The 21,044-nt window shown below is 39.1% G+C and carries 21 protein-coding genes; 20 read left to right on the top strand and 1 reads right to left on the bottom strand.

Annotated features, from left to right (window positions below; translation table 11 throughout):
* The first annotated feature begins 1,521 nt into the window (after window positions 1–1,521).
* The 17 genes from H027_RS0117085 (at window position 1,522) to H027_RS18580 (ending at window position 17,167) form a co-directional block, all read left to right on the top strand.
* Window positions 1,522–1,938: a DUF3465 domain-containing protein gene (locus H027_RS0117085; protein ID WP_024873587.1), complete on the top strand. Its 417-nt coding sequence runs from the start codon at window positions 1,522–1,524 to the stop codon at window positions 1,936–1,938.
* 22 nt (window positions 1,939–1,960) lie between these two features.
* Window positions 1,961–2,251, top strand: coding sequence for an excalibur calcium-binding domain-containing protein (locus H027_RS19075; RefSeq protein WP_024873551.1), 291 nt, complete (start codon window positions 1,961–1,963; stop codon window positions 2,249–2,251).
* An 86-nt stretch (window positions 2,252–2,337) separates the two neighbouring features.
* Window positions 2,338–3,006 (top strand): hypothetical protein, encoded by a 669-nt coding sequence (locus H027_RS0117075; protein ID WP_152536786.1) that lies wholly within the window; start codon window positions 2,338–2,340, stop codon window positions 3,004–3,006.
* A 1,010-nt stretch (window positions 3,007–4,016) separates the two neighbouring features.
* The gene (locus H027_RS0117070) at window positions 4,017–4,271 is read left to right on the top strand and encodes a type II toxin-antitoxin system Phd/YefM family antitoxin (protein WP_024873585.1); all 255 of its coding nucleotides are present in this window, start codon (window positions 4,017–4,019) and stop codon (window positions 4,269–4,271) included.
* Window positions 4,264–4,527, top strand: a complete 264-nt coding sequence (locus tag H027_RS0117065; RefSeq protein ID WP_024873584.1) for a Txe/YoeB family addiction module toxin — start codon at window positions 4,264–4,266, stop codon at window positions 4,525–4,527. The genes H027_RS0117070 and H027_RS0117065 overlap by 8 nt, the downstream gene beginning before the upstream one ends.
* Before the next feature lie 107 nt (window positions 4,528–4,634).
* A complete protein-coding gene (locus tag H027_RS0117060; protein ID WP_024873583.1) occupies window positions 4,635–5,177 on the top strand; it encodes a cysteine hydrolase family protein in 543 nt (180 codons plus the stop codon).
* Between the two features lie 79 nt (window positions 5,178–5,256).
* Complete coding sequence (locus H027_RS0117055) at window positions 5,257–5,895, top strand: RDD family protein (protein ID WP_024873582.1); 639 nt, start codon at window positions 5,257–5,259, stop codon at window positions 5,893–5,895.
* Window positions 5,896–5,968: 73 nt separating this feature from the next.
* Window positions 5,969–6,478 carry a hypothetical protein gene (locus tag H027_RS0117050; protein WP_152536784.1) on the top strand — a complete coding sequence of 170 codons (510 nt, stop codon included), beginning with the start codon at window positions 5,969–5,971 and terminating at the stop codon, window positions 6,476–6,478.
* 213 nt (window positions 6,479–6,691) lie between these two features.
* Complete coding sequence (locus H027_RS0117045; RefSeq protein ID WP_024873580.1) at window positions 6,692–7,351, top strand: hypothetical protein; 660 nt, start codon at window positions 6,692–6,694, stop codon at window positions 7,349–7,351.
* 1,089 nt (window positions 7,352–8,440) lie between these two features.
* Window positions 8,441–8,917: a GNAT family N-acetyltransferase gene (locus H027_RS0117040; RefSeq protein ID WP_024873579.1), complete on the top strand. Its 477-nt coding sequence runs from the start codon at window positions 8,441–8,443 to the stop codon at window positions 8,915–8,917.
* A 79-nt stretch (window positions 8,918–8,996) separates the two neighbouring features.
* Window positions 8,997–9,869, top strand: coding sequence for a hypothetical protein (locus H027_RS0117035; RefSeq protein WP_024873578.1), 873 nt, complete (start codon window positions 8,997–8,999; stop codon window positions 9,867–9,869).
* An 86-nt stretch (window positions 9,870–9,955) separates the two neighbouring features.
* A complete protein-coding gene (locus tag H027_RS0117030; RefSeq protein WP_024873577.1) occupies window positions 9,956–10,360 on the top strand; it encodes an NUDIX hydrolase in 405 nt (134 codons plus the stop codon).
* 301 nt (window positions 10,361–10,661) lie between these two features.
* Entirely contained in the window at window positions 10,662–11,114 is a 453-nt protein-coding gene (locus tag H027_RS0117025; protein WP_024873545.1) for a hypothetical protein, read from the top strand.
* Between the two features lie 552 nt (window positions 11,115–11,666).
* Window positions 11,667–12,251, top strand: coding sequence for a hypothetical protein (locus H027_RS0117020; protein WP_024873576.1), 585 nt, complete (start codon window positions 11,667–11,669; stop codon window positions 12,249–12,251).
* Between the two features lie 684 nt (window positions 12,252–12,935).
* On the top strand, window positions 12,936–13,742 hold the full coding sequence (locus H027_RS0117010; protein ID WP_024873574.1) for a hypothetical protein: 807 nt from the start codon (window positions 12,936–12,938) through the stop codon (window positions 13,740–13,742).
* 481 nt (window positions 13,743–14,223) lie between these two features.
* Window positions 14,224–14,985, top strand: coding sequence for a DUF2971 domain-containing protein (locus tag H027_RS0117005; RefSeq protein WP_024873573.1), 762 nt, complete (start codon window positions 14,224–14,226; stop codon window positions 14,983–14,985).
* 1,348 nt (window positions 14,986–16,333) lie between these two features.
* Entirely contained in the window at window positions 16,334–17,167 is an 834-nt protein-coding gene (locus H027_RS18580; RefSeq protein ID WP_024873572.1) for a restriction endonuclease, read from the top strand.
* 336 nt (window positions 17,168–17,503) lie between these two features.
* Here the strand turns inward: H027_RS18580 and H027_RS0116995 are convergent, their stop codons facing one another.
* Window positions 17,504–17,812: a copper-binding protein gene (locus tag H027_RS0116995; RefSeq protein WP_024873571.1), complete on the bottom strand. Its 309-nt coding sequence runs from the start codon at window positions 17,810–17,812 to the stop codon at window positions 17,504–17,506.
* A 333-nt stretch (window positions 17,813–18,145) separates the two neighbouring features.
* Here H027_RS0116995 and H027_RS0116990 point away from each other — a divergent pair, with 333 nt between their 5' ends.
* The 3 genes from H027_RS0116990 to H027_RS0116980 all read left to right on the top strand — a co-directional run bounded on the left by H027_RS0116990 (window position 18,146) and on the right by H027_RS0116980 (window position 20,469).
* Window positions 18,146–19,060, top strand: coding sequence for an AraC family transcriptional regulator (locus H027_RS0116990; protein ID WP_024873570.1), 915 nt, complete (start codon window positions 18,146–18,148; stop codon window positions 19,058–19,060).
* A gap of 556 nt (window positions 19,061–19,616) precedes the next feature.
* Window positions 19,617–20,069, top strand: a complete 453-nt coding sequence (locus H027_RS18170; protein WP_024873545.1) for a hypothetical protein — start codon at window positions 19,617–19,619, stop codon at window positions 20,067–20,069.
* 91 nt (window positions 20,070–20,160) lie between these two features.
* Entirely contained in the window at window positions 20,161–20,469 is a 309-nt protein-coding gene (locus tag H027_RS0116980) for a hypothetical protein (RefSeq protein WP_024873569.1), read from the top strand.
* Window positions 20,470–21,044: the final 575 nt, after the last annotated feature.

Here is a 21,044-nt window from a genome sequence, read left to right as displayed (position 1 = left end):
CTTAATGGCGGACAGCACTGCGTGCTGCCCCATAAGTAATAGTTAGGTAATTAATTTTCTTAATTTTTTTGCGGTAAATTCAAGCCTTAAAGCGGCTGGTATGAGGGTTCCGTGTTATTTGCGGCTCACTTCCGGTGAAGTGGTTGCCTTGCATAACTCATGATCTCACTGCCAGTGTGGAACTCTAGTCTGCACTGGTTATGTCTTCGGCAACCTTCAAGTCCGTCGGTGTGTACACCTGAAGCGGCTCATCATCAGGGCGTTTTGGTTTGAAACGACCACTCCCCGTTTCCTGAATGATGTCCGTGGAACACAAAGTAAACCGGCAGTTTCAAATCTGTCGGCGGGTAATTCCGAGCGGTGGTTTAAAGCGGGCGCAGTGGCAGCATTGAAGTCTGTGTCCCAATTAGCCAGTCCAGTGGTGATGAATAAAAGATATTTCTTTTGTTCTCCTACCTAACAAGGCGTTTAAACACGTTCGCTTTGCTCACTGGACGGCACGCGTGCCGCCGTTTAACTTATAGTTAGGTAATTAATTTTCTTAATTTTTTTGCGGAAAATTCGAGCCTTAAAGCGGCTGGTATGAGGGTTCCGTGTTATTTGCGGCTCACTACCGGTGAAGTGGTTGCCTTGCATAACTCATGATCTCACTTTCAGTGTGTAATTCAAATCCGCACTGGTTATGTCTTCGGCAACCTTCAAGTCCGTCGGGGTGTACGCCTGAAGCGGCTCATCATCCGGGCTTTTTGGTTTGAAACGACCACTCCCCGTTTCCTGAATAATGTCAGTGAAACATAACGCAAAGGGGCCGTTTCAAGCCCGTCGGCGTGTAATTCCGAGCGGTGGTTTAAAGCGGGTGCAATGGCAACATTGAAGTCTGTGCACCAATTAGCCAGTCCAGCGGTGATGAATAAAAGATATTTCCTTTATTCTCCTACCTAACAAGGCGTTTAAACACGTTCGCTTTGCTCACTGGACGGCACACGTGCCGCCGTTTAACTTATAGTTAGGTAATAAAAACGGCTTTGTTGTTGGCGGTGAATTCGAGCCCTAAAGCGGCTGTGCAGATGGTCCAGTGGTTTGTGCAGCTCACTACCTGCGAGTGGGTTGCCTCGCGCAACACATGAATTCACGTGAAGTTGCAAATTGATAGCCTGCGCGGGTTACGTGTCGGCAACCATCAGCATTGTCAGTGTGTAACGCCTAAGCGGCTCATCATCTAGCCGTAGTGGCAATTACGCCCACTGCCCACTCACTAAATGAAAATGTGTGAATGTTCAGCAAACTTCGCTGCATCGATATTGTCGGCGAGTAATTCCAAGCGGTTGTTTGAAGCTGCCCCAATGAAAACTGAAAGTCCGTGGCACCAGTTAGCCAGCCGTGTTGTTGATAATAAATGACTTGTCTTTGTTCATACCTAACAACAAATTCAAACACGTTCGCGCTACGCTGCTCACTGGACGGCACTACGTGCCGCCGTTTAATTAAAAGTTAAGTTCTTCCAATCGAGAGCTCTCTCTTATGAAAATACATAACTCGCTATATTTTGCGTTCCTGTTTGGGCTTTCATTATTAATTCCAATCACATTTACTCATGCTGGCGAATCAGATGCCGCGTTATCTCAGGCATATCAAAACCAGCAAAGTAATTTACAAATTCAAGGTGATGGTATTGTTGTTAAAGTGCTGCCTGATGATACTCGGGGTTCTCAGCACCAACGTTTTATTCTAAAACTTTCAACAGGTCAGACATTGCTTGTTGCCCATAACATCGACTTAGCACCAAGAATTGAAAGTCTGAACGAAGGTGACACCGTTGAGTTCTACGGTGAATACGAGTGGAATGAAAAAGGTGGGGTTATTCACTGGACGCATCATGATCCGCAAAATCGCCATGTTTCCGGTTGGTTGAAGCACAACGGTCAAACCTACCAATAAACGAAGGTACAGGGAGTTTACCTTGAGAAAATTTTTTATCCTGATTGCATTGTGTGTCGCCGCATTCCAGCATTTTTATAAATCTGATGCGGCCGCACCAACATCATCAATTAGTTCAATAATAGACGACTCGACGCCCTCGCCTACGGTTGAAATGAATTCATCATCTTCGGTATTTTCATGCCAAGGGAAAACGCATTGTTCAGAAATGAACTCATATGCAGAAGCCAAATTTTACTTAGATAATTGTCCAGGCATGAAAGTCGATGGTGATAATGATGGCATCCCTTGCGAACGTCAGTTTGGTCAATAAAAGCAAAAGCACTTAACAAAATTTTAATGTCGGATGGCACTACGTGCCACCGCATAAAACGAAGTTAACTGCATGTTAAGCATTATATGAAAAAAAAACAGCATTGTTATATGTGTGACTGCATTGCCACATCGGAAGAGCATGTTCCACCAAAATGCCTATTTCCTGAAACTAAAGACGTTCTGAATAAGAACGATTATAGAAAAAATTTAATAAAAGTCCCCTCTTGTGATGAGCATAATCTTAGCAAATCAAAAAATGATGAATATCTTTTAATCGCATTTTCAATCGCATGGTGTACAACTAACTACGCAAAAGATGCTCAACTTAATAAGTTATTAAGAATTAACAAACGGACACCACATGTTATATATGAAATACTAAAAAATAGACAGCCAGTAAATGTATTTAAAGATAATTCTATAATATCTACTTATAAATACAATCTCGATTACTCCAGAGTTGTTGAACAGATTATACACGTTGCATATGGTATTCACTTTCATCATTACAAAACAAGAGCAGCGAATAAACCAAAAATAATTGTAGCTACTGGAATGAAAACAGAATTGCCATCATTTAATAAAAACCAACGAATAATTACCGAAAAATATAATTCACACTTAAAATCGACAGAAACACATGGTGAAAATCAAGATGTGTTTTATTATCAAGCTCATAAATCCAGTAATGAAGTTGTAATTAGGCTTGTTTTTTATAAAGACTTAAAGTTCATTGCCATATTCCCGAGTTAAATGCAGTTAACAAAAACTTGGTGTGGGATTGCTTCGCAACCCCACAAGTAAAAGTTATGCAGTTTTAATTTGCTGAAAGTTTTGCGGGGAATTCACGTTTTAAAGCGGTGTTGGCTGCAAGTCCTGTGTTATCTACGGTTCACTATCGCCGCGTGGTGCCCGCTCATAATACGCCAAATAAAGTTAATCGTGAGCTTCAGTAAATTTGGCGTGGCGATTATGAGCTTCTGCACATCAACGCCGTCGCGGGTAATTCTTTACAACCATTTTTTCTGTTTACGGTGTTGAACGCTAGCCCGAGAAACCAGTCGTTACTTCCAAGATGAAATCGGGTTCATTTTTTCAATACTGCATAACAAGGCGTTCAACGCCGTTCGCTTTGCTCACTGGACTGGTCTCCGCTTCGCTGCGCCCAGCCCGTTAACTTGAAGTTAGGTAATTAATTTTCTTAATTTTTTGCGGTAAATTCGAGCCTTAAAGCGGCTGGTATGAGGGTTCCGTGTTGTTTGCGGCTCACTTCCGGTGAAATGGTTGCCTTGCATAACTCATGATCTCACTTCCGGTGTGTAATTCGATTCCGCACTGGTTATGTCTTCGGCAACCTTCTAGGCCGTCGGTGTGTATGCCTGGAGCGGCTCATCATCCGGGCGTTTCGATTTGAGATGCCCACTCCCCATTTCCTGAATGATGTCAGTGAAACACAAAGTAAACCGGCAGTTTCAACTCTGTCGGTGGGTAATTCCGAGCGGTGGTTTAAAGCAGGTGCAGTGGCCGCATTGAAGTCCGTGTACCAATTAGCCAGTTCAGTGGTGATGAATAAAAGATATATCCTTTATTCTCCTACCTAACAAGGCGTTTAAACACGTTCGCTTTGCTCACTGGACGGCACTGCGTGCCGCCGTTTAACTTATAGTTATCTATCTTTTGAAAGTTTTAGTTGTACAACCAATTGTACATTTCGTTGACTGAGCTATACTTGTACCATAAGTTGCACAGTTAACGGAGTCTTTATGCAAGTCGTTTCATTTACAGAAGCACGCAACAATCTTAAATCAGTCTTAGATCAAGTGGTTAATGATGCCGACTGCACCATTATCACTCGTCGAGATGCTGAAGATGCTGTAGTGATGTCACTTGATTATTACAACAGCCTCATGGAAACCGTTCATCTATTAAAATCGCCAGCTAATGCTGCTCATTTGGCAAAATCAATCGCGCAATACCGTAATAATCAGACTCAAGAGCGAGATCTGATTGATGAGTAGATTACTGACTTGGACTGACGAAGCTTGGGATGATTATCTTTATTGGCAAAACCAAGACAAAAAAACGCTAAAACGCATCAATAAAATTATCGAAGATATCAAACGATCTCCATTTGAAGGTATTGGAAAACCAGAACCTTTAAAAATGAATCTATCAGGTTTTTGGTCTCGCCGTATTGATGACACAAATCGCCTTGTTTATGCAGTAGAAGATAACCGTTTCACGATCATTTCCTGTCGTTATCACTATGAATAAAGGCTGAAATTAAACGATAGATAACAAAATTTTAATGTCGGATGGCACTACGTGCCACCGCATAAAACGAAGTTAACTAGCAATTACAACTCTGAGCACATATTCAAATGACAAAAGCATTATTAATTATTGACGTCCAAGTTGGCTTATTTGAACCAAAACCATCGCCTTACAAATCTGATGAAGTGATTTCTAATATCAATAAACTTGCTGATAAGGCACGAGCGTCTAATGCGCCTGTCATATGGATACAACATGAAACACCAAACCATGAAATTCTGAAATTTCAGAGTGATGGCTGGGAATTGCCTAATAATTTGAATCAGGCTGAATCAGATTTTTATGTTCGCAAAACCACGCCTGACTCTTTTTTAAAAACCGACTTGCTTCAAATTTTAACAAACCAAACTGTTTCTGAATTGGTAGTCTGTGGCTACGCAACTGAATTTTGTGTAGATACAACGATTCGAAGTGCAGCGGCAAAGGGTTTTGAAATCACGTTAGTGAGTGATACTCATACAACACATGATAAACAACACGCACCTGCTGAATTCATCATTCAACATCATAATGCTACATTGCCAAATATTAAAAGTTTCGGCGTGACAATTAAAACTGAGCAATCTGAACTAGTCGAATTTGCTAGTTAACAAAAACTTGGTGTGGGACGCTAACGCGCCCCACAAGTCGAAGTTAGCTTTTTTATTATAAATGCATGGGTAATAAATCATGGAAAGCACAATAGAAAATGATAATTATGTTCCAGATAAATTTTGTACTTTAAAACGACGAATAATAGCAGCATGTCTTGATTCCGCTGCATTGGCTCCTTTTGCATGGTTTGATAAATATCTATGGAATTCAATATCAAATCCACTGACACTTCAGATTTGGAGCGTTTTTTATACTGCAGTCATCATTTACTACTATTACTATTTCGTTGCACGATTTGGCCAAACACCAGGAAAAATGGCTTCCGGAATTAAGATACTAACATCTAATGAGTGTGAGGTTGGCCCCAAACATGCGGTCCTTCGTCAAATTTTATTTTCTAGCTTTAGTTTAATATTTTTAACTATACAATTATTTAACTTATCTCATGGCATGCTAGCCAATAGAGCATTAGGTAATCATTTTACGCTAATGCTATTCGGATCACCGATTTTATTTTTGTCGCTGCTTGAGTTTATAACGATGATGTGTAATACAAAACGCAGATCAATTCATGATTTTATCGCAGATACAGTCGTTATAAAATTCGAAGAAACAAAACATAAAAACAAAATTAAAGTGATATTATTGACATTGTTCATCATAAATCTGCTTATCCAGCAATTTACACCTGAATTAAATTTAGTCACAAATTAGGGCAAAAGCTAACAAAAACTTAATGGCGGACAGCACTCCGTGCTGCCCCATAAGTAATAGTTAGGCCCTAATTATGATTTTTCGATTTTTAAAAATATTTGTTAGTTTCATCCTAATAGCTACACCGATTTTATCGGTGGCGCATCCACTTCCTATTAGTGATTTACCTAATGAACATTGTGGCGAAGACTGGAACTCGTTAATAATGCGAGCAGGTAGTTCTCCCAACAACCCAAAGTGTGTCTTGGAGTTTGTTGAGCCCGAATCACATAGTGATAGTAGCGCTGAGGAAGCAAAAGCAATAATTTCGTTAAATGGACAACTCATAACCATTATTCGAACTCAATATAATTATATTAGTGGTCACAAAAATAAGAATAAACCTACACTGGGCAACAGCTACACTTATAGCTTTCTTTCTCAGGACAAATTAACTAAGGTCATACTTAACAGTCATGTTGTTCAGACTTCTTGTTCTATTGATACAGAAAGTTGCTGTGGTGATGATTACGAGGGCACTTTGCTCATAGAAAAAAACGGGCAAAAAACAGATATCGCTATTACATATTACCGAGGTGGATAGTGCTCAGATACATGCTCTGCGCTTATCTTAAATAAATAGTAATTTATCCCCTAAAAACGATATTGCTGATATTTATTTTTGTGCCAATTAGACAAGTAGTTTGGCCTAACAAAAAATTAGTGCGGGACCACTTCGTGGCCCCACAATTAAAAGTTATGTGTCTAGCTAGAACACCAACATCCCTCATATTTCATGCATTTTTTGGATATATAAATGTCACAAGATAAAGAAACTCTCGGCAGGTTATATTTGTGGGAATTAGCGCTTAATCGAATTATTGAACTTCTTGCTCTTAGACAACGTATAGACCGTTTCTACAATACGGGTAGACCGCAAAAAATCACCGAATTATATGATAATGAGCGTGAAAGGCTGGGAATCAGACTAAGACTTGAAAGTGAAGCATTGGATAACTTTGAAGAAAAACATGGTTCTTTGTTTCCCGACATTCATGATATTCAACTTATAAACGAACTAATAGCTGAAGAAATAATCATCAAATTTTGTACTATAATAAATATGGGTAATGGTAAAGCTGGTCTTATTGCTGATAATAAAAAAACATTCTGGCTGCCAATTCTTGACAAAATTATCTTAGATGCATTCTCTGAAGACGTTAAGGATCGTTTTTATCAATTTATCGAAGCTGCTAAAGAATACCGTAACAAGCAAGCAGCTCACTTTGATCATGAAAGTTTCAATATGACACATGGCAATAAACAACCAAATGAAAATGGCCTCGTTTACCACCTTGGCTGGAGTAATGCTTTGTTTACTTTCGACTGGGAATTTATTGGTGAAACAATTCCAATGTTTAATAAATCGTTAAATAGTTTTATTAATGAATTACAACAACAAGCTAATCTTATATAGCTGCTTTCCAAAATTACTTCGACACATAACAAAAACTTGGTGTGGGATTGCTACGCAACCCCACAAGTAAAAGTTAGGTAATTAATTTTCTTAATTTTTTTGCGGAAAATTCGAGCCTTAAAGCGGCTGGTATGAGGGTTCCGTGTTATTTGCGGCTCACTACCGGTGAAGTGGTTGCCTTGCATAACTCATGATCTCACTTTCAGTGTGTAATTCAAATCCGCACTGGTTATGTCTTCGGCAACCTTCAAGTCCGTCGGGGTGTACGCCTGAAGCGGCTCATCATCCGGGCTTTTTGGTTTGAAACGACCACTCCCCGTTTCCTGAATAATGTCAGTGAAACATAACGCAAAGGGGCCGTTTCAAGCCCGTCGGCGTGTAATTCCGAGCGGTGGTTTAAAGCGGGTGCAATGGCAACATTGAAGTCTGTGCACCAATTAGCCAGTCCAGCGGTGATGAATAAAAGATATTTCCTTTATTCTCCTACCTAACAAGGCGTTTAAACACGTTCGCTTTGCTCACTGGACGGCACACGTGCCGCCGTTTAACTTATAGTTAGGTAATAAAAACAGCTTCATTGTTGATGATGAATTCAAGCCTTAAAGCGGCTGTGCAGATGGTCCAGTGGTGTTTATGGCTCACTATCTGCGAGTGGGTTGTCTCGCGCAACACATGAATTCACGTGAACTGGCAAACTGAAAGCCTGCGCGGGTTACGTCTTCGGCAACCTTCAACTCCGTCAGTGTGTAACGCCTGAGCGGCTCATCATCTGGCCGTAGTGGCGATTACGCCCACTGTCCGTTCGATAAATGAAAATGTGTGAACGTTCAGAATATTTCGCTACATCAGCATTGTCGGCGAGTAATTCCAAGCGGTTGTTTGAATCAAGTGCAGTGAAAATTGAAAGTCCGTGGTCACAATTAGCCAGTTCTATTTTTGTTAATTACTGACTTTTCTTTGTTCATACCTAACAACTAATTCAAACCCGTTCGCTTTGCTCACTGGACGGCACTGCGTGCCGCCGTTTAATTAAAAGTTAACTGGCTTCCTGATTTCACGGTGTAAACTTCACTCAGGCATTAATATTTAATGATTTCTATTCGAAACTATGAAGTGTCAGATACCGGTGCGTTGTGGTCTATTTTTTATAACACCGTTCGCATGGTCAACATTCAGGATTATTCATTAGCACAAGTTCAAGCGTGGGCTTCTGATTCTATCGATCCGGCAATTTGGCAATCAATGTTAATTCAAAATGCCCCCTTTGTTGCTCTAATGAACAGCACAATAGTTGGTTATGCTGATCTTCAACAAGATGGTTTAATTGATCACTTTTTTGTTCATCACGCATTCCAAAAACAAGGTGTCGGTAACGCTCTGATGCAACACATAATTGATGCAGCAAATGAACGTGATCTGGTTTCACTACATGCCAATGTGAGCAAAACAGCCAAACCGTTTTTTGAGCGATTTGGGTTTGTTGTTATTAAAGAACAAACTGTTGAATTACGTAATGAGCTGTTTACTAATTTTCTAATGCAAAACAGCCAGTTAACAAAAACTTAATGTGGGACGGTTTTCAACCGCCCCATAAGTCGAAGTTAGCTCTATCTAAATTGTTAAAAATCACTATACGGAAATAAAAATGGCTGAATTTAGCATTAAAGCAAAAAAAACTTGGTTCAATAAAAGTCATGATGAGATTATTGAAGAGATTAGAAGGCAGTTAGATGAACAAAATGTCACTGATGTTGATGATAATATGATTGAGAAAATAGCAAAAGACATTGAAAAAGAATTAAAAATCAGAGCCGCCTCAAAAAAAACCAGATTATTTGCCCCTCTAAAGTTATTCATGTTGCTATCAATTCTAGTTACCACAATCAGCTTTTCTTTTTTATTAATCCAAGGAAATAACAAGTTTATCTCTAAGGCAGACACAAAAACAGCGTTACATAATGCGCTTAACAAAGATATATCCCTCGATGACTTAAAGTTGGTTTATTCAAAATCAACCGATAATATAGCAAATTCAATATGGGTATTACTTAAGCCTCAATACTTTTATGATAAAAACAAAACCAATTTAAATGATGTATTGCAAGACATAAAGATTGATATAATTACGCAAAAAGAAATCACATCAAAAGAAGACGGCTTTCTACTTACAAAAATAAATCAATACATACAGGAATATACAAAATTAAACCCACTAGATGGTTTAAATGAACAAGACAAGCGAGACCTTAAAAATATTTACTCGAAATTATCCGCCGATAATTACACATTAATAAGCGATGACTTAAGCAGTTTAACTTCATCAATTAAAAATAAAAACGATCTAATCAATCAATACCTCAACAGTAGTAATCTTAGTTTATATATATCGATAGCAGCATTCGTATTTTCTGTTCTAATTACGATATGGCAACTATTACCAGGTAGACGTATAAGCCAGAAACAAATTATAGCTGAAGCAATTAAAGAGCATATCAAAAATAATACATCACCGAGCTAACAAGGCGCTCAAACCCGTTCGCGTTGCTCACTGGACGGCACTATGTGCCGCCGTTTAGCTTAAAGTTATGTGATTAAGGGGTTGTCATGGATTTTGATGATAAATTCAGGCTCAGCAGTCATGCGGTCATTCTTAATTCCGAAGGGCAAGTTTTACTCTTAAAAGCCGATTACGGTTCCAAATCCTGGGGGCTTCCTGGTGGTGCATTAGAGCCCGGTGAAACCATTCACGAAGCGTTGATCCGCGAGTGCCGAGAAGAACTCGGGTCTGAAATTCTTATCCATTATCTCAGCGGTGTGTATTTCCATTCTGCCTATAATTCACAGGCTTTCATTTTCCGTTGCGAACTGCCCTCGCCTTCTAACATCATTCTCAGTCATGAACATTCTGAATTTCGTTATGCCTCAATTTCAGAACTCAGTGCTGTCCAGCAACAGCGCATATCTGACTGCCTTAATTTTTCGGGTGTTGTTACCAGTGCTAAATTCTAATGCTGATTAATCTATCATCACCTTGCACAGATATGATGCACAGCATTGATATAGCTCAGTTTTCATTAATTGAGTCCCCAATTTCATTTGTCTCTTTCAGTACCATTCGGCATCATGTTCATATGAGTAAATCAAGAGCAGAACACGGTTGTTGGGCATCTGATTGTCGATAGTCAGTGCGGTAGCTTTTGCTCTCAAAAAAACCGTCTTTTGCTGCAGCCAAAATCACATAACAAAAACTTAATGGCGGACAGCACTGCGTGCTGCCCCATAAGTAATAGTTATGCCCTATAGAGGTAATATGGAAGAACGTGAAATTAGAGAAAAGCTAATTCGAGCATTAGATGTTCTTGTTCAAAATGATGTTTTCTTATTAAGTAACAATGTTAATGAACGCTCTATTTCACATCGATTGGCAGTTTATCTAGAAAATGAATTCCCTAATTGGCATGTTGACTGTGAATATAATCGTGCTATCGAAAATCCTAAACGATTAAATATAGAAGAAATTGACAGTGAATCTACAGACACAAATGGTAAAACTGTTTTTCCTGACATTATTGTTCATCGAAGAGGTGAACAAAACAATCTATTAGTGGTTGAAATGAAAAAGACCACAAGCAACATTCCTGATGATTTTGATTATCTAAAACTTCAAGCTTTTAAAGCTCAATTAGGCTATAGATTCGCAGTCTTTATTAAAATGAAAACTATGCCGAATGATACTGGGTATAACGATCCAGTATGGTTCTAGGCATAACAAAAACTTGGTGTGGGATTGCTACGCAACCCCACAAGTTGAAGTTAGATAATAAAAACGACTTTATTGTTGGCGGTGAATTCAAGCCTTAAAGCGGCTAGTCAGATGGTCCAGTGGTGTTTACGGCTCACTACCTGTGCGTGGGTTGCCTCGCGCAACACATGAATTCACGTGAAGTCGCAAACTGAAAGCCTGCGCGGGTTACGTCTTCGGCAACCTTCAGCGCCGTCAGTGTGTAACGCCTAAGCGGCTCATCATCGGGGCACTGTGTTTTTAGCAACCACTGCACGCTCATTAAATGAGCTTATTTGAAATTCAGCAAATTTCGCTGATCCCATATTGCCGGCGAGTAATTCCAAGCGGTTGTTTGAAGCTGGCGCAGTGAAAATTGAAAGTCCGTGGCACCAATTAGCCAGCTTTTGGGTTGATAATAAGCAACTTTTATTTGTTCATATCTAACAAAATTTTAATGTCGGATGGCACTCCGTGCCACCGCATAAAACGAAGTTAGGCGAAAATAGTCCTTGATAAAAAAAGAGAAATAAAATGAAATTCGAACAAAAAAAGAAAGGAAATAAATATACATTTACATTATATGATGATTATTTTAATTTATCATATGACACTCAGTCAGGCTCTGGCGATAAAAATATAAATTATGCCTACTTCCCCAAAAAATGCTCAATTCGTATTGAGCAACATGAATGGCTTAAAAATGTAGGTTACGTATGGACGATAGCTGGAATATATAACCTGGGCAATGCACTTTATTATAACGCACCAGCATCAGGTCAAGGAATCTGGATACTTAGCGGTATTACTTGCATCCTCTTGGCATACTTATCAAAAACAAAATACTCTGTTTTTCGAACAGAAAATGGCATTATTCCTATTATCCAAGATAAATATCATAATCAGATAATTAATGAAATAAATAAAAGAAAAAAGGCTCAACTTCTTGAGTGGCATAGAGAAATAAACCCAGATAACACATTTGAAAACGAAATAGAAAAATTTAGATGGCTTGTGGAAGAGGAAGCAATGAACACCAGAGAGGCTGAAGAAAAAATTCAACAAGTCAAAGCCTTACAAATGAATTCCTTTCCGATTTCTAGTAAAAAGCTAAACTAACATCAAAAAATAACAATATACATCGCCTAACAAAAAATTAGTGTCGGATGGCTTTCAGCCACCGCACAATTCGAAGTTAGGTAATTAATTTTCTTAATTTTTTTACGTAAAATTCGAGCCTTAAAGCGGCTGGTATGAGGGTTCCGTGTTGTTTCCGGCTCACTTCCGGTGAAGTGGTTGCCTTGCATAACTCATGATCTCACTTCCGGTGTGTAATCCAATTCCGCACTGGTTATGTCTTCGGCAACCTTCAACTCAGTCCGTGTGTACGCCTGGAGCGGCTCATCATCCGGGCGTTTGATTTGAGATGCCCACTCCCCGTTTCCTGAATAATGTCAGTGAAACACAAAGTAAACCGGCAGTTTCAAATCTGTCGGCAGGTAATTCCGAGCGGTGGTTTGAAGCCGGTGCAGTGGCCGCATTGAAGTCGGTGTACCAGTTAGCAAGTCCAGAGGTGATGAATAAAAGATATTTCCTTTATTCTCCTACCTAACAAGGCGTTTAAACACGTTCGCTTTGCTCACTGGACGGCACTGCGTGCCGCCGTTTAACTTATAGTTAGGTAATTAAGAAAGTTCCTCTGTTTCATCAGTGCTCCGAGAATCATCATTTACAAAATAAATTTCAACAGTAGCCGTTGAACAACTGCAAACAGATTTTTGACTTGAGACAAAAGGAATAGGTATGGTCTTTATTGCAACGCCTGACGTCATGCCACAAGCAGTTCCTCAGGAATCAATTGTTTTAGCTGCGGCCTCTGATTCTGCTTCATCTGCCTCATCAATTAGATCGATGACTTATGGCGTATGTGAACTATCCATTGCAACTGAGGATGATATTTCAGAGGAGGATGATTCAAGCGTTAACTCATTACACCCGACGACTTATATGAATAATTTTTTGCCGGCGGAAATGAAAATCCTTCTCGAATCCCGAGGTTCTGGCGGAATAGATTGGGAATGGTACGGGGAGTGGTTGGAAAGCTTTAAAGTCTCTATTTTACAGCAACCAGCACATGGGAAATTTGTGAATTTACGAAATGATCCAAAATTTCATGACTTACAGTACCTTCCTAATAGGGACTATTTAGGCAAAGATCGCGTTGCTGTACTAGTGGAGGGTAAGGATGAGCGTGGTCGCTCAATTGCCCTGACATTGAAATATTTTATCAATGTACTGCCAAGACAAAAGTTACACCAGATTGTTGAAGAAGGTCAGTCTGCTAAATTACAAGAAAAACTTTGCGGTAAAAGTGAAAGTTATTGGCATGATCATGATTCGTGGAAAATTTCAGAGAATCAAACGTTCAAAGGTTTGGGACAAGCTAACACTATGGTTCAGTTTGCTGATTTCTCCGGCTATTCTCTCGGCGATACTACCGGTACAGATTCATCTGCCCAAATCACGCTCGATATAAACGCCGCGGGCTACGGCTGGTATATCGACTACACGCCTTATCTGAACAGCGAATATCTACAACCAGTTCTATGATTGAATATCATCAACATGTAAAAAATTACCTAACAAAAACTTGGTGTGGGATTGCTACGCAACCCCACAAGTAAAAGTTATGCAGTTTTATTTCGCTGGTAGTTTTGCGGGGAATTCGAGTTTTAAAGCGGCGTTGGCTGCAAGCCTTGCGTTGTTTACGGCTCACTACCGAGAGTAGTGCCCGCTCATAATACGCCAAACAATATCAGTCGTGAGCTTCAGCAAATTCGATACGGCGATTATGCGCTTCTGCACATCAACGCCGTCGTGGGTAATTCCTTACAACCATTTTTTCTGTTTACAGTGTTGAACGCTAGCCCGAGAAACCAGTCGTTACTTCCGAGGCGAACTCGAGTTCGTTTTTTCAATACTGCATAACAAGGCGTTCAACGCCGTTCGCGTTGCTCACTGGACTGGTCTCCGCTTCGCTACGCCCAGCCCGTTAACTTGAAGTTATATTGGTAACTGAATTTCTTTAAATATGAATTTATATAAATATCAAAGTATCGATCCTTCAGTTCCTCCAGCTAAAAATAAATCAATTCAAAATTTATTTGAAGCCACCGTTGTGTTTTCTGCTAGACAAAATTTTAACGATCTATTCGATTCAAAAGTTAACTTTATCATTCCACGCAGAGAAAGATTAAGAAAATTTCGCGGCTCACTTTCAAAATCACAAAGAGAAGTATTTGATTCCTTTACTCCTGGAAACACTGATTTTTTTCAAAAATTAAAACAACAAACAAATACCTTAATTGATTCTTACTATTTTTACTGTTTAACCACAAATCCACTTAACAATCTGATGTGGTCGCATTACGCGAATAGCCATCATGGTTTTTGTATCGAGTGGGATGCGGATAAAATGAATGCCGATAAAGTCATTTATTCTGAACAAATTGCGAGCATCGATTTATTAGACATTACTCGGTCAAATATGGGCCTTATTAGTCAAGAAAAAATGGGGGATGACCTCTGGGCAGCTCTACGAACAAAACTGGATTATTGGTCTTATGAAAATGAGTATAGAGTTAAACTTAGTCACGAAATGAAACAGCTAGTTACTTTTAAAGATAACAAAATTAGTGTCACCAAAGCTGATTCTACTTGGATTAAATCCATAATTTTTGGTGTTCGCTGCCCTGTTAACGTTGTTACATATGTTGCAGAAAATATTCCATTCAGAGTTAATTTCAAGAAATGCAAGATTATTAATTCTGAACTGTACATCACACCAATATAACAAAAAATTAATGTGGGACCACTTCGTGGCCCCATAATTCGAAGTTAGGTAATTAATTTTCTTAATTTTTTTGCGGTAAATTTGAATCTTAAAGCGGCTGGTATGAGGGTTCCGTGTTATTTGCGGCTCACTACCGGTGAAGTGGTTGCCTTGCATAACTCATGATCTCACTGCCGATGTGTAATTCGACTCCGCACTGGTTATGTCTTCGGCAACCTTCAAGGCCGTCGGTGTGTACGCCTGAAGCGGCTCATCATCCGGGCGTTTTGGTTTGAAACGACCACTGCCCGTTTCCTGAATAATTTCAGTGAAACATAAAGCAAATTGGCTGTTTCAAATCTGTCAGCGGGTAATTCCGAGTGGTGGTTTGAAGTCGGTTCAGTGGCAGCATTGAAGTATGTGTACCAATTAGCCAGTACAGTGGTGATGAATAAAAGATATTTCCTTTATTCTCCTACCTAACAAGGCGTTTAAACACGTTCGCTTTGCTCACTGGACGGCACTGTGTGCCGCCGTTTAACTTATAGTTAGGTAATTAATTTTCTTAATTTTTTTGCGGTGAATTCGAGCCTTAAAGCGGCTGGTATGAGGGTTCCGTGTTATTTGCGACTCACGTCCGGTGAAATGGTTGCCTTGCATAACTCATGATCTCACTTCTTGTGTGTAATTCAATTTCGCACTGGTTATGTCTTCGGCAACCTTCAAGGCTGTCAGTGTGTACGCCTGAAGCGGCTCATCATCTGGGCGTTTTGGTTTGAAACGACCACTACCCGTTTCCTGCTTAATTTCAGTGAAACATAAAACCTGCAGGCAGTTTCAAACCTGTCGCCGGGTAATTCCGAGCGGTGATTTGAAGCGGGCACAGTGGCAGCATTGCAGTCTGTGTACCAATTAGAAACTCCAGTGGTGATGAATAAAAGATATTTCCTCTATTCTCCTACCTAACAAGGCGTTTAAACACGTTCGCGTTGCTCACTGGACGGCACTGCGTGCCGCCGTTTAACTTATAGTTAACTGGTTTCGTTAGTTGCGTGTTTTGTTTTTCGCTGGTGTAGAAAGTTCATCGAAAATTTCAGTGCCGCTCCCTGCACTTCTGGGCACAGCAAGATTTGCGTTGAATTCGGTTTCAGTGAAAGCAAGTTCAGCGGGTAAATTCAAAATCAGCGCACTGTTTGAGTCGTGAAAATAGTGAACACTTTCGAAAATTCAAGTCTGGCCGAACATGAAAATGTTTATCGACGACACCGGTGGTTCGCAAAATGCCGTCGTGCTTTAAACAATTTCAACTCAACGACCAGTTAACAAAAACTTAGTGTGGGACGCTTTCGCGCCCCACAAGTTAGAAGTTATGCTCAAAGAGGTTACCTATTTGACGAATGTAAATACTGAATATGAAAAATTAGTGGCCACAATACATCAAGGAATGCTCAACTATGATGGCTTTGACAATTTACGAGTTGAACACAATATCACTCTAATCGGCAAAAGCGGAGCCAAACATCAAATTGATGTATTCTGGGAGTTTAAAGCCGCAGGTACTACTTATAGAACTTGTGTGGAATGTAAAAATTACTCATCTTCAGTTAAGAAACTTCATGTTGCAGCATTTGCGTCAGTTTTAAATGACATTGGAAATGCAAACGGCATAATTGCAACAACATCATCATTCCAAAAAGGAGCTTTACTCTTAGCGAAAGAAAATAATATCAGGTTAGTTACAGTTAACCACTTATTACAATCTATCCATTTAACGATGAATCCGACACAAAGCAACATTGATAATTTACAATTCCAATTTAGCAGAGATAGCATCGTTAGCGCCTTAAAAAGAAACAATATTACTGAATTAAATTTTAACTACATGATAAACGGCAATGATTTTTTATTAGATGAAAATAACAACCCTGTCATTAAGATAGCAGACCTAATACGAAGTCACGTAAAGAATGAAGGTGAAAACATCATTGAAAATGTGAATTTATTTTTCAACTTTGAAACGGTAGGTTTACTAAAAATTAGTTCTCTCTCATTTAGATTGACTAAAGTACAATTACCAACAATAGAAAGTACTATTTCTCTGCCAACAACAGCAAAAGCCGTTATAGAAGATATTGTTGAGAATAATATATATTACCTACACGATGATGGTAGCGTGTCTGCACCATCAGATAATAGAGCATAACAAAAAGTTCAAACCCGTTCGCATTCGCTCACTGGACGGCACTACGTGCCGCCGTTTAACTAAAAGTTAATTGGTTGCTTAAGATTTTCGGTTGTAACTATACGAATGGATTTAATTTAGGTTTGGTTTGCTGGTTTGTTCTGTCAAAAAGCCTCCATTACTGGGGGAACGTGGAGTTGAAAATCAGTGTTGCTGTACGCTCGATTAATTAAACAAATATCGAGGCGTTAAAACGAAAATGGCACACTCACTTTTCACTCTGAGAAGGCAGAATTTAGAAAAACAAAAGGAGTTATGTTTTATAACCCCTTGGACATTATGATTGTTACTGTCTCATTATTGAGAAACTGGCGTTACAAAGTGTGCATCTGCATTGAAAGCATTGGATGAGGTAAATTGGACATCGACGGTCTGACCCACAGTCACCCCTTTCAGCACATTGCTACCGTCGGCATTGTAAGTGACGGTACGTGCTGGCCAGCCCAGTTCCGTAACCGCATCTTGTTTTACAGTTACGGTCTGGTCTGCTGCATTGACAGCCAATACTGAACCGTGTGCTTTATAAGTGTCTACCGCAGCCTGAGATGACAGTGCAGCCAGTGATAATGCAGCAACAGCAGCAAAACGTACGAAGGTATTTTTCATGTTCTTTACTCCACAGATAGTCATTTGTTGAACCGGCTTGGCCGTGTTCGTCTTTTTGTTTTTGTGAAACGCATCACGTTTCGTTGAGCAAAGAATACGACTACACAGTGAGTAGATAAACCACGCTTTCGTGAATTGACTATATCAAGAAATGGAACAATCGTTGTGGTGGCGTTTTATCTGGCTGAACTAACAAGTCACAGAAGAGGTTGAATCACCTTTGGTGTTCATTCCAACCAATTAACAAAAACTTAATGGCGGACAGCACTGCGTGCTGCCCCATAAGTAATAGTTAGCTTTCTTCGCTAGTTTATAAACATCACAGCAGTCATTATGAATTCAGAATATAAAGAGCGTGTTAATCGAACAATCCGGTTTATTGAAGATAACATTAACCAAAAATTGTCACTCAGTGATGTTGCCAAAGTTAGCTATTTTTCTGAATTTCATTTTCATCGCATTTTTAGAGCAATTGTTGGTGAAACGGTGAATGATTACATAGCACGCAGGAGAATCGAAAAAGCAATCAACATGCTAGTTTTCAAGCCTAAAACTTCTATCACAGAAATTGCCTTAGCATGTGGTTTTTCTTCAAATGCAAATTTCTCAAAAGCTGTCAAAATACATTTTGGCTTTACCCCATCTGAAATTAGAAATCCTCAAAAAATAAAAGATAGCAAGATTGGAAAAGTTTTTAGCAAGTATGGAAAAGATTTCAACCCCGTCGATTTGTATCCTAATCACATCACAAATAATGTGATCTTTATAGGAGATACAAATATGAATGTTGAGATAAAAGATCTCGAAGAACAACAGGTATGCACATTGCCATCTGAAGCTGGTTACCAGCCAGAAGCCATCTTTAATGCATGGGATAGATTGATTCAATGGGCCATAGCAAATGGTATTCAAACTAATACCCAACAGCGCTTTGCTTTTTGCTTTGACAATCCAACAGTCACACCAATTGATAAATGCCGCTATGAAGCATCTATTGTGATTGATGAAACTGTACAAGTTAAATCGCCATTCTCATTATCAAAAATTCCAAAAGGGAAATACGCTGTACTATATTTCAAAGGTAAACCAGAGGACACAATAAAAGCTCAATTAGGCATTTATTCAGATTGGTTTCCCCAAAGTGGTTTTGAACCAGACAATTTCCCAATGCTTGAACATTACCTGAATGATGTTAGACAGGATGGATATATTGAAATGGAAATTTTGGTTAAGTTAAAAAAACTATGACGACTGTTCCAATTCAGAAAGCTAACAAAAACTTAATGTGGGACGGTTTTCAACCGCCCCATAAGTAATAGTTAGATAATAAAAACGGCTTCATTGTTGGCGGTGAATTCAAGCCTTAAAGCGGCTGTGCAGAGGGTCCAGTGGTGTTTACGGCTCACTATCTGTGCGTGGGTTGCCTCGCGCAACACATGAATTCACGTTGATTCGGCAAACTGAAAGCCTGCGCGGGTTACGTCTTCGGCAACCTTCAGCGCCGTCAGTGTGTAACGCCTAAGCGGCTCATCATAGGGGCACTGTGTTTTTAGCAACCACTGCACGTTCATTAAATGAGCTAATTTGAGAATTCAGCAAATTTCGCTGATCCAATATTGCCAGCGAGTAATTCCAAGCGGTTGTTTGAAGCTGGCGCAGTGAAAATTGAAAGTCCGTGGCACCAATTAGCCAGCTTTTGGGTTGATAATAAACAACTTTTATTTGTTCATATCTAACAAAATTTTAATGTCGGATGGCACTCCGTGCCACCGCATAAAACGAAGTTATGCCCTATAGAGGTAATATGGAAGAACGTGAAATTAGAGAAAAGCTAATTCGAGCATTAGATGTTCTTGTTCAAAATGATGTTTTCTTATTAAGTAACAATGTTAATGAACGCTCTATTTCACATCGATTGGCAGTTTATCTAGAAAATGAATTCCCTAATTGGCATGTTGACTGTGAATATAATCGTGCTATCGAAAATCCTAAACGATTAAATATAGAAGAAATTGACAGTGAATCTACAGACACAAATGGTAAAACTGTTTTTCCTGACATTATTGTTCATCGAAGAGGTGAACAAAACAATCTATTAGTGGTTGAAATGAAAAAGACCACAAGCAACATTCCTGATGATTTTGATTATCTAAAACTTCAAGCTTTTAAAGCTCAATTAGGCTATAGATTCGCAGTCTTTATTAAAATGAAAACTATGCCGAATGATACTGGGTATAACGATCCAGTATGGTTCTAGGCATAACAAAAACTTGGTGTGGGATTGCTACGCAACCCCACAAGTTGAAGTTATGTTTTTATGACGTCCTCACTTTATTTCGATTTATCATATGGCTCTATCCGAAAAATCTACTGAAAAGTTGTTACGCTGGATTGCAGCAGAAGATGCATCTTCCAATGAAAGCCAACTCCTTTTAGCTTTTGATTTCCTTGAACAATACATGTCTGACCACGGTTTTTTACTCGATATACCGAAAATCCGACAACTTATCATGTCGTGTTCAATATTCCATGATATGACTCAGGCTGACATTGATACGGTTGTCGATAACAGACTTCAATTATTTATCGATATTGTGGAAATGAATAAATTAGCTCGAATTAGTGCTTTTCACATGTTAAACATGCCCATTGATTAGAAAAATGACAGACTCAATCTTTAGCCAACTTGGCAACAGATTGAAATATAATAACTTTAATCCATGATGCATAGCAAAAACATACATTACTCAAGCATGAACTATACTTAATTAACCTCAGTTCCTGAAACATGTACCGTATGAAGAAGATAATAAAAAAATTATTTTACTTATCTATCCCACTAATCATGCTGGCTGCTATCAGTTCTAAGCTATACCTTTATTTTGGCTATGCTTGGGTTGCTCAAACGATTGATCCAACCCCGATCTACAATTCAATTTCGGAAGTCGGTAATGAGATTGTAAGTCAACGAAATAACATCATTCCTAAGCTAACATTGATGAAAAACCAAATGGTTTATGTTTTGTTTAAGCAGCACAATCAGAACAACTGGTCATGCTTTCTAAGAGATAAAATGTATAACTTTGGCTGGACACTTTGTTCTAATTTATCCGCGAACAAGATAATTATAGATATATCCAAAAATGGCAGTTAATTTGTCGTTATCACCCAAAACATAACAAAAACTTAATGGTGGACAGCACTACGTGCTGCCCCATAAGTAATAGTTATA

It is taken from the genome of Tolumonas lignilytica (genome assembly GCF_000527035.1).
GTDB lineage: Bacteria > Pseudomonadota > Gammaproteobacteria > Enterobacterales > Aeromonadaceae > Tolumonas > Tolumonas lignilytica.
The sequence above is the reverse complement of the archived record's forward strand: the minus strand, read 5'-3'. Positions and strand labels throughout refer to the sequence as shown.